This is a genomic window from Frankia sp. EI5c, assembly GCF_001636565.1.
In the GTDB taxonomy this organism is placed as follows: domain Bacteria; phylum Actinomycetota; class Actinomycetes; order Frankiales; family Frankiaceae; genus Parafrankia.
Genome location: NZ_LRTK01000102.1, coordinates 1 through 14,554 on the forward strand (window position 1 = coordinate 1; position 14,554 = coordinate 14,554).

The following is a 14,554-nucleotide window of genomic DNA, read 5'->3' on the forward strand; positions in this document are numbered from 1 at the left end:
ATCCAGGACCTCGGTGGGGCTGGTCTGACCTGCGCGCTCACCGAGACGACCGCCGCCGGCATCGCCACCGGGCAGCCCGGGGGGATGGAGGTCGACCTCGACCTGGTCCCGCTGCGGGAGGCGTCGATGGAGGCGCACGAGGTACTCGCCAGCGAGTCCCAGGAGCGGATGCTGGCCGTCGTCACCCNGGACGCGCTGCCCGAGGTGCTGGCGCTGGCCGAGCGCTGGGGTGTGCTCGCCACCCGGATCGGAACGGTGACGGACAGCGGCCGCCTCATCGTCCGGTGGCACGGCGAGGTCGTCGTGGACGTCCCGCCGGGCTCGCTGGCCGACGACGGCCCGGTCTACGAGCGCCCACTGCACCGCCCGGCCGACCTGGACCTCCTGCGGGCCGACGTCCCGACCGGCCTGGAGCGGCCGCGGACGGGTGCCGCGCTGCGGGACACCCTGCTGCGCATGATCGCCTCCCCCAACCTCTGTTCGCGGGCCTGGGTGACCGAGCAGTACGACCGGTATGTGCAGGCCAACACGGTGCTGGCCCAGCCCGAGGACGCCGGTGTGCTGCGCCTGTCGTCCTCCGGTCTCGGCATCGCGCTGGCCACCGACGGCAACGGCCGCTACGCCCGGCTGGACCCGTTCGCCGGGGCCCAGCTCGCCCTCGCCGAGGCGTGCCGCAACGTCGCCGCCGTCGGCGCAGAGCCGATCGCGGTGACCAACTGCCTGAACTTCGGCTCACCGGAGGACCCGGAGGTCATGTGGCAGTTCGCGCAGGCCTGCGCCGGGCTCGCCGAGGCGTGCCGGCGGCTGGGCCTGCCGGTCACCGGCGGCAACGTCTCCTTCTACAACCAGACCGGCACCGCCCCGATCCATCCCACGCCGGTGGTCGGGGTGCTCGGCCTGCTGGACGACGTAAGCCGCCGCACGTCCATCGGCTTCACCGGCGAAGGCGACATCCTGGTGCTGCTCGGCGAGACCCGGGACGAGTTCGGCGGGTCGGAATGGGCCTGGGTCACGCACGGACACCNGGGTGGAACGCCGCCGGTGGTCGACCTGGCACGGGAGAAGGCGCTCGCCGAGGTTCTCGTCGCCGGAGCCCGCCAGGGGCNGTTCAGCGCGGCGCACGACCTCTCCGAAGGCGGGCTCGCCCAGGCGCTGGTCGAGTCCTGCCTGCGGGGCCGGCGCGGCGCACGGATCGACCTCGCGGCCGGCACGGACCCGTTCGTCGAGCTGTTCAGCGAGTCGGCGGGCCGTGCGGTGGTGGCGGTGCGGCCGGGCGATCAGGACCGGCTCGCCGAGCTCTGCGCGGCGCACGACCTGCCGTGGCGGGCGATCGGCGCCGTCACCGCGGCGGAGAGCCNGGAGGTGACCAGCCAGGTCTCGGCACCACCGGAGTTCTCGGCACCACCGGAGTTCTCGGCACCACTGGAGTTCTCGGTACCACTGGACGAGCTGCGGGCCGCCCACGAGGGAACGCTCCCCCGCCTGTTCGGTCACGCCGACTGACCCGGCCGCTGGCCACCGCCCCGGCCGCCGCGGCCGGCCTCGTTCGAACAGGCCGGCCGCGGCGGGTGGGTCAGGAGTGGCCGTAGGGCTCGGGATCCGGGCCTTCGCGGCCGGGTTCCTCGGCGCCGTCCGGCACGGAGCCCGGTGGGTGCGCCGCCACGCCGACGAGTTCGATGTCGGTCGGAACCAGGTCGGACGGGTCCTCGTCGAACGGCACGGGCTCGGGATGCGCCGAGGGCGCCACCAGCGCCTCCGAATGCGCCCCGCACCCGTGGTCGACGGAGGTCACCCGGCCGTCGTCGGGCGCCAGCTCGTTCGCGCAGACGCCGAACACCCGGCCCAGCACACCGACCAGCCGCACATGGAACCCGCAGGTGAGGCAGGACGCCGGCGCGACCTTCGCGATGGAGGCGTCGGGCCCCGCGTCGCCGCCGTACCACCGCTGGGCGGTGTCCTCGCGCCCGGTCAGGGAGAGGATGCGGGGGCGACCGAGGCCCAGCTCCATCCACACGTCGGCGTCGTCGAACTCGAGGGCGTCACCGGCCCGCAGGGTGAGCCGGGGGTCGTCGACAGCGGTCGGGAGCAGGTCACCCACGCCGACGTCACCCGGGCGCAGGCGCTCCGACCAGGGCACCCAGGCGGGGGCGAGGAGCGCCCCGGCGCCCGGCGTCAGGACGACGTCGTTGACGGTCGGCTTGCGGATCCGGGAGGCACGCGCGACGGCCACCGTCCAGGTCCAGCCCACGTAGGCCGGCGAGAGACAGGCGAACCGGTGCAGAACGAGCCGTTCCGCCTCCGCCTCCACGCCCAGGTGCTCGCCGACGTGGCCGGGCACATCGGCCTCCTCCTCGGCGGCCGCCCGCGCGAGATCGACGGCCGCCGCGCAGACCGCGTCCGGCGCCGGCTCCCGCGCGACGCGCGAGGTCCGCGCACCGCGCGGGCGGGCCGGCGGCGTCACCGCCTCGGCCGCACCGGTCACCTCCGCCGGGTCAGTCGGGTCCGCCGGGTCAGTCGGGTCCGTCGGCCCAGTGATCGCCGGCGCGGTGGCGTCTTCGTCAGACGAGCGGGTTCGGCGGGACGACCGGCGCCGGGCAGGACGGGATGGCGGCGAGTCCGCGACAGCCGACGCAGTGGCCTCACTGTGATCCGTCGCGGCATCGGCCGTCAGCTCGCCGACGCCATGCGACGAACCCGGGGACGCACAGCCCCCAGCCGACTCGGAACGAACGTCTAGTGACTCCACGGCACGTATTCTCACTCACCGACGGCCGCCCCGCCCGATGTGGTCGTGGGCTCGGGCGGTAGGGACGAGCACACNCGGCAGGATGAAGGTGGGAAGCACGCTCACCCAGGGACTCCGGCGCCTGCGTGGGACCATTCGCCGCGACGGTGCGCAGGCGTCCGGGCTTTCCTCGTTGACCGAGTTGTCATTCGTCAACGCGGCTGGTGACGCGCTCGTCACGGTCGCGCTGGCCGGGTCGCTGTTCTTCGCGGTGCCGACCGGCGAGGCCCGCTCCAAGGTCGCGCTCTACCTGTTGATCACGATGGTCCCGTTCGTTCTGCTGGCGCCGGTGGTGGGCCCGCTGCTGGACCGCGTCGCCTACGGCCGGCGCACCGCGCTGGCGGCCATCTGCCTGGGGCNGTGCCTGCTGGCCTGGCAGCTCGCCGGCGCCCTCGACGGCCTCGCGGTCTACCCGCTCGCGCTGGGCCTCCTGGTGCTCTCCCGGGCGTTCGGGGTGGCACGGAGCGCGGTCGTGCCGCGAGTCACGCCGCCGGAACTGACTCTCGTGAAAGTCAACTCCCGGATCTCGCTCGTCAACATCGTGTCCGGGGCGATCGTCGCGCCGCTCGGCCTGGGGCTGGCCAACATCCCTTTTGTCGGATATTCCTGGGTTCTGCGGATATGCGCACTCGTCTACATGGCCGGGGTTCTGCTCGCCTTCAACCTGCCCGGCCACGTCGACTCGGCCGCCGGTGAGCGGACGCTGCGCGAGCTGACCGGCCCCCGCCGCCGCGGAAATCTGCGCACCCGCTTCGTCGCCGCGCTCGGCTCCCTTCCGGTGGCGCTGCGGGCGACGCTCGTCCTTCGCGGCCTGGTGGGCTTTCTCACCTTTTATCTGGCCTTCCTGCTGCGCACGGACGGCGGCAACAACCTGTGGCTCGGCGCACTGGCCGCGACCGCCGGGGTGGGCAGCGCCATCGGGGTGGCGATCGGTGGCCGGCTCGGACGCCGGCGCCCCGAGGGCATCCTGATGCTGGGCCTGCTGCTGCCCACGGCCGGCTGCCTCCTGGCCGCCGTGAGCTATGCGCGGCTGACCTGCCTGATCGCGNCCCTCTCCGCGATGACCGCCGGCTCGATGGCCAAACTGGCCCTGGACGCGATCATCCAGCGCGACATCGTGGAGGACACCCGCGGTTCGGCCTTCGCACGCTCCGAGACGGTCCTGCAGCTGGGTTGGGTCACCGGTGGAGCGTTCGGCCTGATCGAGATGCCCGGCGCGCTCGGCTTCGCGCTGGCCGCCGCCGTCGTCGGCCTCGCNCTGGTCCTGCAGTCCCGGGCCCNGCGCCACGCCAGGGAACAGGCACGAGAACGGCACAGGCGGGAAATGGAGGACCTTGCCGGGACCCGCCAGCCAGCCCCCGGAGACTGGACGTACGGCGGTCCGGGCGGTCCGGGCTTCGCCGAGAGCGCCCCCGGGCCTGACGCCGGCGGTCCCGGGTTCGCGGCGCCCGCCCCGGAACCGCGGGCGGACCCGGACCCGACCGTTCCGGATCTCGCCGTTCCGGATCTCGCCGTGCCCGATCTCGCCGTGCCCGATCTCGCCGTGCCCGATCTCGCCGTGCCCGATCTCGCCGTGCCCGACGTCACCGTGCCCGACGTCACCGTGCCGGACTTCGGACCCCCGGAGGTCGCATCCCCGGAGCTCGCGTCCAACCAGCCGGCGGGGTCGGCGGGCGACCCGGCGCGCCCCGGCCGCCTCCGCCGCGGCCGGTCGCGTTAGCGCGGTGGCGCGGTCGCGGGCAGTCGCAATCCGCCCACACTAGACGGCACCGGACGCGGGCGCATCTCATCCTCGAAATATTTGCAACCGTTAGATTACCGTGAGTGTGCGGAACCACGGAGGGTCGATCGCGATGCTAGGGTCCGTCAACTAGTCCGGTTTGCACCACCTCTCAGGCATCGTGGCGTTACTTCGCCGTCCGGCACGGTCGCCTGCTCGCAGATCGGTTGCCTATCGGCACGACGGCAGACGAGGAAACGTCCAGACCATGATCTTGAGTGGGTCATGACCCGCACCCTCATCGTCACCGCGGTGAACGCCGAGGCGGACGCGGTGTGCGCAGGTCTGATGGGGAGCTGGTCACGCGGCCGCACGCGCACCCCGTCCGGCCCCGGCGGGCTGGTCTCACCGGACTGGGACCGGCAGCTGCTGACCACCTCCACCCTCGGCCCCTACGTGGGCCGGCGGCGCGGCCCGGTGACCGTCCTCGCGGCGGGCCCGGCTGGTCCGGCCGCGGCCGCCGGGACGGCTGTCGCACTGTCGGTCGCGAGCGCGGCCGGCGAGCCCTTCGGGCTGGTCATCGCGATGGGCGTCGCGGGTGGGTTCCGGGGCTGGGCCGAGATCGGCGACCTGGTCGTCGCCGACCGACTGGTCGCCGCCGACCTGGGCGCCGAGTCCGGGCTCGACGAACCGGCCGAGATCCTTCCTCCGGTCAGGGTCAACGAGATGGACCGCAACCTGGGCTTCCACCCGGCCGGAGCGCCGTCCCAGGCCGGCCCCCAGGCGGGGGCGGGCCCGAACGGCGCCTTCCTGACCATGGACGAGCTCGGCCTCGGCTCGTCGACCCTGCAGCCCGACCCGGCGCTCGCCCGGCGGATGACGTCGGTGCTGGGCATCACCGGGCGCAGGATCGTGAGCGGGACCATCGTCACCGTGTCGACCGTCACCGGCACCGAGCGGCGGGCCGCGGCACTCACCGCGCGGCTGGACCCGATCGCCGAGGCGATGGAGGGTTATGCCGTCGGCGTCGCGGCCGGCGCGTTCGGGGTGCCGGTGACCGAGATCCGGGCGATCAGCAATCTGGTCGGCCGCCGGGACCGCGCGTCGTGGAACATGCAGGCGGCGCTGGGCAGCCTGCGCACCGCGGCGGCGGCGCTCGTCGCGCACCCGGAGGGCCTGGTGCCCGTCCCGCAGGCCGAGAAGGGCGCGGCCGCCGAATAGCGGAGCACGAGGAGGTACGTCCCATGGGTACGTCACCCGCCGAGACGGCGGTCAGCCCGCCGACGGTGGACACGCTGACCCTCGCCATCTCTCCGTGCCCGAACGACACCTTCGCCTTCCACGCGCTGGTCCACGGGCTGGTGCCCGGCGCTCCCCGGGTGTCGACCACCTTCGCGGACATCGACGTGCTCAACGCGCGCGCCGCCGAGGGCAGGGACGACCTGGTCAAGGTGTCGTACGCGGCCCTGCCGTGGCTGCTCGGCCGCTACCGCCTCCTGCGGGCGGGCAGCGCGCTCGGCCGTGGCTGCGGCCCGCTCGTCCTGACCGCCGCGCGGACCGACCTGCGCGGCGCGTCGGTCGCCATCCCGGGGACCAGGACCACGGCCTACCTGCTGTTCCGGCTGTGGGCCGAGAAGATCGGGGTCGGCTCGATCGAGGTCCTGCCGTTCGACCAGATCATGCCGGCCGTCCAGGCCGGCCGGTATGACGCGGGGCTGGTGATCCACGAGTCGCGGTTCACCTACCCGTCCTACGGCCTGACCGCGGTGGCCGATCTCGGGGACTGGTGGGAGGGCCGCACCGGGCTCCCGATTCCGCTCGGNGCCATCCTCGCCCGCCGCGACNGTGACGCCGCCGGGCTGTCCGACCACGTGCGCGCCAGTGTCGCGGCCGCCTTCGCCGACCGCTCCGCCAGCGCGCCGTTCGTGATCGAGCATGCACAGGAGATGGCCCCCGAGGTAGTCGACGCTCATATCGAGCTCTACGTCAACGACTTCACGCTCGATCTCGGCGACGAAGGTCTGGCCGCTGTCGGCGAGCTGCTCGGGCGCGCGGCGACCGCCGGGCTCGTCCCCCCGCTGCCGCCCGGCTCGCTCGACACCTGGCCCCGGAGAATCTGAGCCGTCCGGGCGCCGGGCTGTCACACTGAGCCACATGCCGGAGCTGCCAGAGGTCGAGGCGCTGGCGGCGTTTCTGCGCACGGCCGCCGCCGACCGGGTCGTGGCCCGGGTGGAACCGGTCGCGGTCAGCGTCCTCAAGACGTTCGACCCGCCGTACTCGGCCCTCACCGGCGCCGCGCTGGTGACGGTGGGCCGGTACGGGAAGTTCCTCGACCTGGTGTTCGCCTCCGCGGACGGCGAGCGGCTGGATCTGATCACCCACCTCGCCCGCGCGGGCTGGCTGCGGTGGAAGGAGAGGCAGCCGGCCACGCCGGCGCGTCCCGGCCGCTCCCCGCTGGCGCTGCGGGTGGTCTTCACCGACGGCTCCGGTTTCGACCTCACCGAGGCCGGAACCCAGAAGCGACTGGCCGTCCACCTCGTCCGGGACCCCGGGGAGGTCGCGGGCATCGCCCGGCTCGGGATCGATCCGCTCGCCGGCTCGTTCACCCTGGACGCCCTCGCGGCACTGCTCGCCGAGTCGGGGCGGGCCCAGATCAAAGGCGTGCTCACCGACCAGACGAAGATCGCCGGCGTGGGCAACGCCTACTCGGACGAAGCTCTGTGGGCGGCGCGGCTCTCGCCGTTCAGGCCCGCCGGCGGGCTGACCGCGAGCGAGGTGCGGGCGCTGCACGAGGCGGTCGTCGGTGTGCTGCGCGGCGCGGCGGAAGCCGCCCGCGGCCTCGCGGCCCGGGATCTCAAGGCGGAGAAGAAGCTGGGGCTGAACGTGCACGGCCGGACGGGCCTGCCCTGCCCGCGCTGCGGGGACACCGTCCGGGAGGTGTCGTTCTCCGACCGCTCGCTGCAGTACTGCCCGACCTGCCAGACCGATGGACGTCCACTGGCGGACCGGCGGCTGTCAAGACTGCTCAAGTGAGCCTGCTGAGCCGGACGCCGCGGCCGTGATTCCCCGCGGGGTGGCAGGATGGCGCTGTGAGCGCCGAGCAGATACCAACCGTCACCGTGACGGAGCTTCCCGTCCAGCTACCCGCCGAAGGCGGCCCCATTCTCGTCGACGTGCGCGAGCCGGACGAGTGGGCCGCGGGCCACATCGACGGCGCGGTCCACATCCCCATGGGCGACTTCCTCGCGCGCATCGGCGAGGTGCCCCGGGATCAGGACGTCGTCGTCCTCTGCCGTTCCGGGCAGCGGTCAGCCGCGGTCACCGCGCATCTCACCCGCGAGGGCTGGCGGGCACGCAACCTCGCCGGCGGGANGATCGGCTGGCAGGCGGCGGGGCGGCCGATGGTCAGCGAGACCCCGCTCTCGCCCACCGTGCTCTGACGCCGCGCCGGGCACGCTGAGCGCTGAGCGCTCGGCGTGCCTACGGCGTGGCCTCCACCCGGACCACGTAGTCCTCGATCACCGGATTGGCGAGCAGCGTCGACGCGAGATGCTCGATGCGGGCAAGCGCTGCCGCGTCGGCCTCGCCGTCAAGCTCGAGCTCGAACCGCTTGCCCTGCCGGACCCCGCTGATCCCGCTCACGCCGAGGCGGGGCAGGGCCGTGAGCACGGCCTGGCCCTGCGGATCAAGGATCTCCGGCTTGAGCATCACATCCACCACAACCCTGGTCACACCCGCGGACCCTACCGGCTTTCGGCCGCCGGCCGACCACGCTGGTTACGCTCACCGGGTGTCCCCCTGGAGAACATCCACCCTGGTCGTCGGTTTCGACCTGGACATGACGCTGCTCGACGCCCGCCGCGGGATCGTCGCCACCTTCGCCGCGCTGACCGCCGAGACCGGTGTCGCGATCGACGGCGAGGCCGCCGCGGCCCGACTCGGCCCGCCGCTCGAGGATGAGCTGGCCCGCTGGTTCCCGGCCGACGAGGTGGCCCGGCACGCCGTCCGTTACCGCGAGCTGTACAGCACGCATGCCCTGCCCCGATCCCTCGCGATGCCGCACGCCGCCGAGGCGGTGGAAGCGGTGCGGCGCGCCGGCGGGCGGGTCGTGGTCGTGACGGCGAAAAGCCGACCGCTGGCCGAGGCAAGCCTGCGGCACATCGGCCTGACGGCCGACGACGTCGCCGGCCAGCTCTTCGCCGAATCGAAGGGCGAGGCGATCCGCGAACACGGGGTGGATGTCTTCGTCGGCGACCACACCGGAGATGTGCGGGGGGCGCGGGCCGGCGGCGCGACCGCCGTCGCGGTCGCCACCGGACCGTGCGCTGCCGACGAACTGGCCGGAGCCGGGGCGCAGGCCGTCCTGGCCGACCTCGCGGGCTTCCCCGGCTGGCTGGAGGCGCATGTGCTGCGGCGGCGTCTCGACGCGCTGCGGGAGCGGCTACGTGAACTCGGGTCGGTGCTCGTCGCGTTCTCCGGCGGCGCAGACTCCGCCCTCCTGCTCGCCGCCGCGGTCCGGGTCCTCGGCCCCGAATCCGTCGTGGCCGCCACCGCGGTGTCCCCGTCGTTGCCCGCCGCCGAACTCGACGCGGCCCGCCGGTTCACAGCCGACCTCGGGGTACGGCACGTCCTGCCCGCCACCGAGGAGATGAACAACCCGGACTACCAGGCCAACGGCGCCAACCGCTGCTACTTCTGCAAGTCGGAGCTCATTGGCACGCTCGCCCCGCTGGCTGCCGAACTGGGCCTGGCGCACGTGGTGACCGGCACGAACGCCGACGACGTCGTCGCCGGGTTCCGTCCCGGCATCAAAGCTGCCGCCAGCGGCGGCGCCCGGACTCCGCTGCTGGACGCCGGGCTGACCAAGGCGCAGGTGCGCGCGGCGTCCCGGCTGTGGGAGCTGCCCACCTGGGACAAACCCGCCGCGGCCTGCCTGGCGAGCCGGATCGCCTACGGCGTGCGGGTCAGCCCCGCCCGGCTGGCACGGGTCGAGCGCGCCGAGACGGCCCTGCGCCTGGCCACGGACGCCGCCGGCCTGCCGATCCGAGACCTGCGGGTGCGCGACCTGGGTGACCTGGCGAGGGTCGAGGTCGACGCCGACCGGGTGGCGGACCTCATCGCCCGCGAGGATCTGATCTCCGTGGTGCTCGCCTGCGGATTCGACCGCGCGGAGGTCGACCCGCGCGGTTTCCGGTCCGGATCCATGAACGAGCTGCTCCGGGCACCCGCCGCCAGTCAGGGCTGACCCCGGCCACCGATCGGTGGCCGGGGCGTCCATCCGGGGCCTCAGAAGCTCGGTGCGCCCTCGCCCTGCTGGTGCGCGCCCCGTTCCAGGTGCTCCTGGTAGGCGGCGGCCTCTGCCTCGGACACCGAGAGCCCCTCGGCATCCCGCATCGCTTCGGGATCGACGGTGCCGGCATCCGCCCGAGCGTGCTCGTCACGCCTGCGGCTGTCCTCCGCCTCGGCAAATGCGCCNGCGTCGCGGAAGTCGAGATCGTGGTCAAGCTTCGGCATCAAACTCACCCCTCCGAAAGATCGGATCCTGTGCTCTTCGTCGTTGTCCGCGTCCCGGGCCGCGGCATCCGCACCCGGCCCCGTGCACGGGCCTCCTGCCCCGGATGCGCCTTCTGTAACACCGGCGGGGGACACAGCGAATGGCGAAGCCGATTCCCTGGTCAGAATCGCGCGGTCATCCCCATCGCGACCTGCGGGNACATCGGGGCCGCCGGACAGGCGCCACCGGTGGGGCCGGGCCACCGGGTGTCATCGTCCGCGAAGCCACTACACGTGGCGCGGACGCCCGATAGCCTGGGACTCCGTCACCGCGTGTCANCCCGCCGATCCGCAACGCAGAACGAGGTCGCCCGTGCCCACCGGCAGAGTCAAGTGGTTCGACGTTGACAGGGGTTTCGGTTTTCTCAGTCGCGATGACGGCGACGACGTCTTCGTCCACAAGGCCGCTCTTCCGCCCGGCGTCGACCGACTCAAACCCGGCGATCGCGTCGAGTTCGGCGTGGCCGCCGGCCGCAGAGGCGACCAGGCCCTTTCGGTGCGAATCCTGGCCGCGCCGCCGTCCGTCGCCAAGGCCGCGGCCAATGCCTCCCGGCGCAGCCCCGACGAGCTGCACAGCATGGTCGAGGACATGATCAAGGTCCTCGACGACGTCCAGCGTGACCTGCGCCGTGGTCGCTACCCGGACCGCCGGGCGGCCCAGAAGGTCGCCAAGGTCGTGCACGCCGTGGCCAACGAGCTCGAGCGCTGAGCCCGGCCGCCGAACAGCGCTGCGCCNCGCCGCCGGCCCAGTCCGCCCCGCCGCCGGCCTAGGAGGAGGGGGCGAAGGGGTCGTCCGGGGTCGTGACGGTCACCCGCCGCCGACAGTCGACGCACACGCCGACCGCGGCCCCGGCTTCCTCGTCCGACGGCGCCAGGTAGGCCAGCGGCAACCGCCCACCGCACCAGGGGCAGTCGAGCCAGGGCCCGTCGATATCGGTCATCCGCGAGATCTCCCGCCTCCGGCGCCCGGCAAACCGGCCGGATCACCGCAGGCCGGATGGCTTATGGTCGCATGCCCCCCAGGAGCCGGACCGCCGCGGGGCGCCCGTGCTGTCGGATCAATGACTGGGAAATCGCGTCGTTACCACCTGTCTACTGCTGTATTGACGACAGAGACGGTTCCAGTCGCGCACCGGCCGGGCGCCGACCCGCGATCTGGTCGGGAAATCCGGCCATAGCGNCGGGCCAGGCGGAGCCGACTCCGCGTTGGTGCAGACTGCGAACAGACCATAGACGCCGCTACCCCGGCACCGAAGGTGGAACGTCATCGTGGATCACAACGGGGAACAAGCCCCGGCGGCGCGCGGGCAGCCGGGAGGTCGCACGCCTCCCGGAGAGAGCCTGCACCCGCACGAACCCCGCGTGATCGGCAAGTACCGGCTGCTGCGTCGCCTCGGCGCGGGCGGCATGGGAACGGTCTACCTCTCCGAATCCGCGGGCCGCCGAGTGGCGGTCAAGATCGTGCGCCCCGACCTCGCGGCCGACGAGGAGTTCCGGCGGCGGTTCCGGCAGGAGGTCGACGCCGCACGCAGGGTCGCGCCGTTCTGCACCGCGGAGGTACTCGACGCCGACCCCGACGCTCCCGCCCCCTACCTGGTGACCGAGTTCATCGACGGCGTCCGGCTCGACCACGCCGTCGAGGACGGACCGATCGGCGGCTCGACCCTGACCGGGCTCGCCGTCGGTGTGGCCACGGCGCTCACCGCGATCCACAGCGCCGGCCTCGTCCACCGCGATCTCAAGCCGAGCAACGTCCTGCTGTCGATGTCCGGCCCCCGGGTCATCGACTTCGGCATCGCGCAGGCGCTGGAGGGCGCCAAGGCCAAGCCGACCGCGTGGGGCTTCGGCTCCGCCGGCTGGATGGCGCCCGAGCAGGTCAACGGGCAGCCCATCGGGCCGGAGGCCGACGTCTTCACCTGGGGCATCCTGGTGGCCTTCGCGGGGACGGGTCATCATCCGTTCGGCACCGGAACCGACCTGGAGCTGAGCACCCGCATCGTCGGCTGGGAGCCGGACCTCGTCGGGCTCCCGCCCGGGCTGAAGGCCCTGGTGGCCGCCGCTCTGGCGAAGAACCCCGACGCCCGGCCGAGCGCCCGAGACCTGCTGCTGAATCTCATCTCCCTGCCGCCGGCCCGCCCCGGCGACAGCGGCGGCGATCGGGCCTGGAGGCCAAGCTCCACCGCCGTCAACCAGGCCGAGGAGTTGCTCAACCTCACCCAGGGCGTGGTGCTGCCGTCGTCCACGTCCTCCGCCCCGGTCCGGCCGCCACTGCCGGCCGGCGACCGGGTCCCGGCAGCGCAGGTGCCCCACGGCCAGAGCGACAGGTGGCGGGCGGCACGCCAGCACCGCCCGGGCGCGGTGCGACCACCCAACCAGGCCGGACTGCCCAACCAGGCCGGCCCTGCTGGCCTGCCGGCTGGTTCGGCCTCGGGAGGTGCCCCTGCTCCCGGTGCGGCGCACCCCGGCGGGGTCGCGGTACCGGTACCGGCGGGCGCCCCGTCGTTCTCCGGCGCCCCCGCCGGCGGATGGCCCCCGCCACGGCCGCCCGGCCGTGGCTATGTGCACCAGGTGCCCGATCCGGGCGCGTTCCCGGACGCCGCGCCGAACCCGTCCCGCTCCATCCGGCAACGCCTGATCCTGTTCGGCGCCGTGGCCTTCGTGGTGGTCCTCGCCGCCTGGCTGATCAGCACGGCCACCGGCGGCGACACCGACCAGTCCGTGACGCCGGGCCCCCAGAGCGGGGCCGCCCTCACACCGGCCGCCAGCCGGACCGCCCGCCCGGGCACTCCCGCCCGCGACGACCAGTTGGAGTTCCTCGCCGGCAAGATCGAGTGCAATGTCAGCAAGCTCGACGGAATCTTCCCCCGCCGACCCTCCGGCCAGTTCTGCCTGNTCGACCNGAGCGTCACGAATTCAGGCACGGTCGANCGGGTACTGAGCAACTCAAACCAGTTCCTGATCACATCGGACGGTGAACGCCGTTCCGCGGACTATCTGGCCCGGTTCTACCTGAATGACGGCCTGTGGGAAACCATCACCCAGGGTTCCACCGTGACCGGCACCATCGTCTTTGACATCCCGGCTGACGCCACCCCNCGGGCACTCGAACTCCATGAGCGGCCCGAAAGCAAGGGCGTGACGATCCAGCTCTGAGGCCGCGGGTCCAGAACCGCGGGGATCCGCGGACCGCGGCCGCGGTGCCATGGCCGCAAGCGCTGCCCCCTCATCCAGGTCGCCAGGTCACCGACCCATTCCTGTCACGGACCGCATCCGGCCCGTTTCACACCGGTACACGTTCGATGCTCCCGCCGGGGCCCGGCAGCGAACCGGCGGGGGCCGGCCGCATTCCCCGTCAACACAGGTTTACGGTGGCCTTCACGGAGGGAATCGGCCATCACGGATCGAATACGGATACACCACGCGATCCGAGGGGCCGGCCGACAGATCGGGGACGCTGGTGGATTGGCACCTGACCGTTGCTGCCGAGGGCGGTGGCGCGGGGCGTGGGCGGCTCCCGCGGGTGGCCGGCGCGGCGGGCGTACTACTCGCCCTTGTCCTGACGGCACTGCTGGCCACTGCCTGTGACCAGGTTGATCAGGTGCGCGACGCCGCCACGGGAACTCCGGCCGCCACCGCCGTTCCCGGCGCGGCGGGAGCAGACGACGCCGGCGTTCCCGCCGCCACCGGCTCGGCCCTCGAGCTGCTCGGAACGCTGGCCGTTCGCGACGAGGACAACTCGCCGGCCTACCGGCGCACCGAGTTCGGCACCGCCTGGGCCGACGTGGACAAGAACGGGTGCGACACCCGCAACGACATTCTTCNCCGTGATCTGCGGAGCATCACCACCCGCAAGTCGGACGAATGCATTGTCATGACCGGCGAACTGCAGGACCCATATACGACGCGGATAATACGGTTCAGCCGCGAACGCAGCGCCTCGGCGGTGCAGATCGATCACGTGATCGCACTCGCCGACGCCTGGCGCACCGGGGCACTGGAATGGACGGCGAAGGAACGACTGGCATTCGCGAACGACCCCGAGAACCTGCTGGCCGTCGACGGTCCGACCAATCAGGAGAAGAGCGACGCCGACGCGTCCGAGTGGCTGCCGCCGAGCCCCGGCGCCCGCTGCCCGTATGTGGCACGCCAGGTGGGGCTGAAGGCCCGGTACGGGCTCTGGGTGGAACCCGCCGAGGCCGCCGCGATGCGCGAGGTCCTGCAGACCTGCCCCGACCAGCCGCCCCTGGGCTTCACCGCCGCGGGGGCCGCCGGCTGACGCCACCGCCCGCGGGGCGGCCAGGTGCCTGCCGGCCTGCCGCCCCACCGCGCCGGGCCACCCACCGCCCACGTTCCGCGTGGTCCGACGACACACCGGAGTGTCTGGCCAACGCCCGGCCGGAACCACCCCGGAAAAAGTCGCGGCCCGCCGGGAAGCCGAACCAAAGTTCGGCGACCACGACAGGCCGACCCATACCCCCAGAACCACCCGACCCGAG

The 14,554-nt window shown here is 73.2% G+C and carries 12 protein-coding genes and 10 pseudogenes; 18 read left to right on the forward strand and 4 right to left on the reverse strand.

Annotated features, from left to right (window positions below):
• From UG55_RS43090 to UG55_RS43105, 4 genes and pseudogenes are all read left to right on the forward strand, one after another.
• A partial coding sequence (locus UG55_RS43090) for an AIR synthase-related protein (protein WP_242425065.1) occupies positions 1 to 187 on the forward strand: 187 nt, incomplete at both ends.
• Position 188: 1 nt separating this feature from the next.
• Positions 189 to 1,024 (forward strand): annotated as a pseudogene (locus tag UG55_RS43095) (AIR synthase related protein); the annotation flags it as partial.
• A gap of 1 nt (position 1,025) precedes the next feature.
• Positions 1,026 to 1,105 (forward strand): annotated as a pseudogene (locus UG55_RS43100) (hypothetical protein); the annotation flags it as partial.
• A gap of 1 nt (position 1,106) precedes the next feature.
• Positions 1,107 to 1,357, forward strand: a pseudogene (locus UG55_RS43105) (AIR synthase-related protein); the annotation flags it as partial.
• Positions 1,358 to 1,573: 216 nt separating this feature from the next.
• On the opposite strand, the gene UG55_RS24755 reads toward UG55_RS43105, so the two are convergent.
• Positions 1,574 to 2,482: a DUF3027 domain-containing protein gene (locus UG55_RS24755; RefSeq protein WP_128423169.1), complete on the reverse strand. Its 909-nt coding sequence runs from the start codon at positions 2,480 to 2,482 to the stop codon at positions 1,574 to 1,576.
• Positions 2,483 to 2,828: 346 nt separating this feature from the next.
• Between UG55_RS24755 and UG55_RS43110 the strand changes: the two are divergent.
• The 9 genes and pseudogenes from UG55_RS43110 to UG55_RS43140 form a co-directional block, all read left to right on the forward strand.
• Positions 2,829 to 3,144, forward strand: a pseudogene (locus UG55_RS43110) (MFS transporter); the annotation flags it as partial.
• Between the two features lies 1 nt (position 3,145).
• Positions 3,146 to 3,833: pseudogene (locus UG55_RS43115) on the forward strand (MFS transporter); the annotation flags it as partial.
• A 1-nt stretch (position 3,834) separates the two neighbouring features.
• A pseudogene (locus UG55_RS43120) lies at positions 3,835 to 4,042 on the forward strand (MFS transporter); the annotation flags it as partial.
• A 748-nt stretch (positions 4,043 to 4,790) separates the two neighbouring features.
• The gene (mqnB, locus tag UG55_RS24765; RefSeq protein WP_066073836.1) at positions 4,791 to 5,726 is read left to right on the forward strand and encodes a futalosine hydrolase; all 936 of its coding nucleotides are present in this window, start codon (positions 4,791 to 4,793) and stop codon (positions 5,724 to 5,726) included.
• A gap of 23 nt (positions 5,727 to 5,749) precedes the next feature.
• Positions 5,750 to 6,327 (forward strand): MqnA/MqnD/SBP family protein (locus UG55_RS24770; RefSeq protein ID WP_242425066.1); only part of this gene is annotated, 578 nt, incomplete at its 3' end.
• A gap of 23 nt (positions 6,328 to 6,350) precedes the next feature.
• A pseudogene (locus UG55_RS43135) lies at positions 6,351 to 6,625 on the forward strand (MqnA/MqnD/SBP family protein); the annotation flags it as partial.
• A 34-nt stretch (positions 6,626 to 6,659) separates the two neighbouring features.
• Positions 6,660 to 7,538, forward strand: coding sequence for an Fpg/Nei family DNA glycosylase (locus UG55_RS24775; RefSeq protein WP_066073842.1), 879 nt, complete (start codon positions 6,660 to 6,662; stop codon positions 7,536 to 7,538).
• A gap of 56 nt (positions 7,539 to 7,594) precedes the next feature.
• Positions 7,595 to 7,877, forward strand: a 283-nt coding sequence (locus UG55_RS24780) for a rhodanese-like domain-containing protein (protein ID WP_242425067.1), incomplete at its 3' end; no start/stop codon positions are given.
• 1 nt (position 7,878) lies between these two features.
• Positions 7,879 to 7,945: pseudogene (locus UG55_RS43140) on the forward strand (rhodanese-like domain-containing protein); the annotation flags it as partial.
• 40 nt (positions 7,946 to 7,985) lie between these two features.
• On the opposite strand, the gene purS reads toward UG55_RS43140, so the two are convergent.
• Positions 7,986 to 8,237, reverse strand: coding sequence for a phosphoribosylformylglycinamidine synthase subunit PurS (purS, locus tag UG55_RS24785; RefSeq protein ID WP_083987169.1), 252 nt, complete (start codon positions 8,235 to 8,237; stop codon positions 7,986 to 7,988).
• 58 nt (positions 8,238 to 8,295) lie between these two features.
• Between purS and larE the strand changes: the two genes are divergently transcribed.
• The gene (gene larE / locus UG55_RS24790; protein WP_255360528.1) at positions 8,296 to 9,750 is read left to right on the forward strand and encodes an ATP-dependent sacrificial sulfur transferase LarE; all 1,455 of its coding nucleotides are present in this window, start codon (positions 8,296 to 8,298) and stop codon (positions 9,748 to 9,750) included.
• 41 nt (positions 9,751 to 9,791) lie between these two features.
• Here the strand turns inward: larE and UG55_RS24795 are convergent.
• Positions 9,792 to 9,980 (reverse strand): hypothetical protein (locus UG55_RS24795; protein ID WP_242425068.1); only part of this gene is annotated, 189 nt, incomplete at its 5' end.
• A 391-nt stretch (positions 9,981 to 10,371) separates the two neighbouring features.
• On the opposite strand from UG55_RS24795, the gene UG55_RS24800 reads away from it, so the two are divergent.
• Positions 10,372 to 10,767: a cold-shock protein gene (locus UG55_RS24800; RefSeq protein WP_066073848.1), complete on the forward strand. Its 396-nt coding sequence runs from the start codon at positions 10,372 to 10,374 to the stop codon at positions 10,765 to 10,767.
• Positions 10,768 to 10,825: 58 nt separating this feature from the next.
• On the opposite strand, the gene UG55_RS29680 is transcribed toward UG55_RS24800, so the two are convergent.
• Entirely contained in the window at positions 10,826 to 10,999 is a 174-nt protein-coding gene (locus tag UG55_RS29680) for a hypothetical protein (protein WP_199865252.1), read from the reverse strand.
• A gap of 328 nt (positions 11,000 to 11,327) precedes the next feature.
• Here UG55_RS29680 and UG55_RS24805 point away from each other — a divergent pair.
• From UG55_RS24805 to UG55_RS43160, 3 genes and pseudogenes are all read left to right on the forward strand, one after another.
• Positions 11,328 to 12,950 (forward strand): serine/threonine-protein kinase (locus tag UG55_RS24805; RefSeq protein ID WP_242425069.1); only part of this gene is annotated, 1,623 nt, incomplete at its 3' end.
• Between the two features lie 36 nt (positions 12,951 to 12,986).
• Positions 12,987 to 13,153: pseudogene (locus tag UG55_RS43150) on the forward strand (DUF4352 domain-containing protein); the annotation flags it as partial.
• A gap of 727 nt (positions 13,154 to 13,880) precedes the next feature.
• Positions 13,881 to 14,334: pseudogene (locus UG55_RS43160) on the forward strand (HNH endonuclease family protein); the annotation flags it as partial.
• Between the last annotated feature and the right edge of the window lie 220 nt (positions 14,335 to 14,554).

Excerpts from the sequence above, each read along its gene's own strand:
- mqnB (WP_066073836.1), top strand. The coding sequence starts at position 4,791 with ATGACCCGCACCCTCATCGTCACCGCGGTGAACGCCGAGGCGGACGCG.
- UG55_RS24775 (WP_066073842.1), top strand. The coding sequence starts at position 6,660 with ATGCCGGAGCTGCCAGAGGTCGAGGCGCTGGCGGCGTTTCTGCGCACG.
- UG55_RS29680 (WP_199865252.1), bottom strand. The coding sequence starts at position 10,999 with ATGACCGATATCGACGGGCCCTGGCTCGACTGCCCCTGGTGCGGTGGG.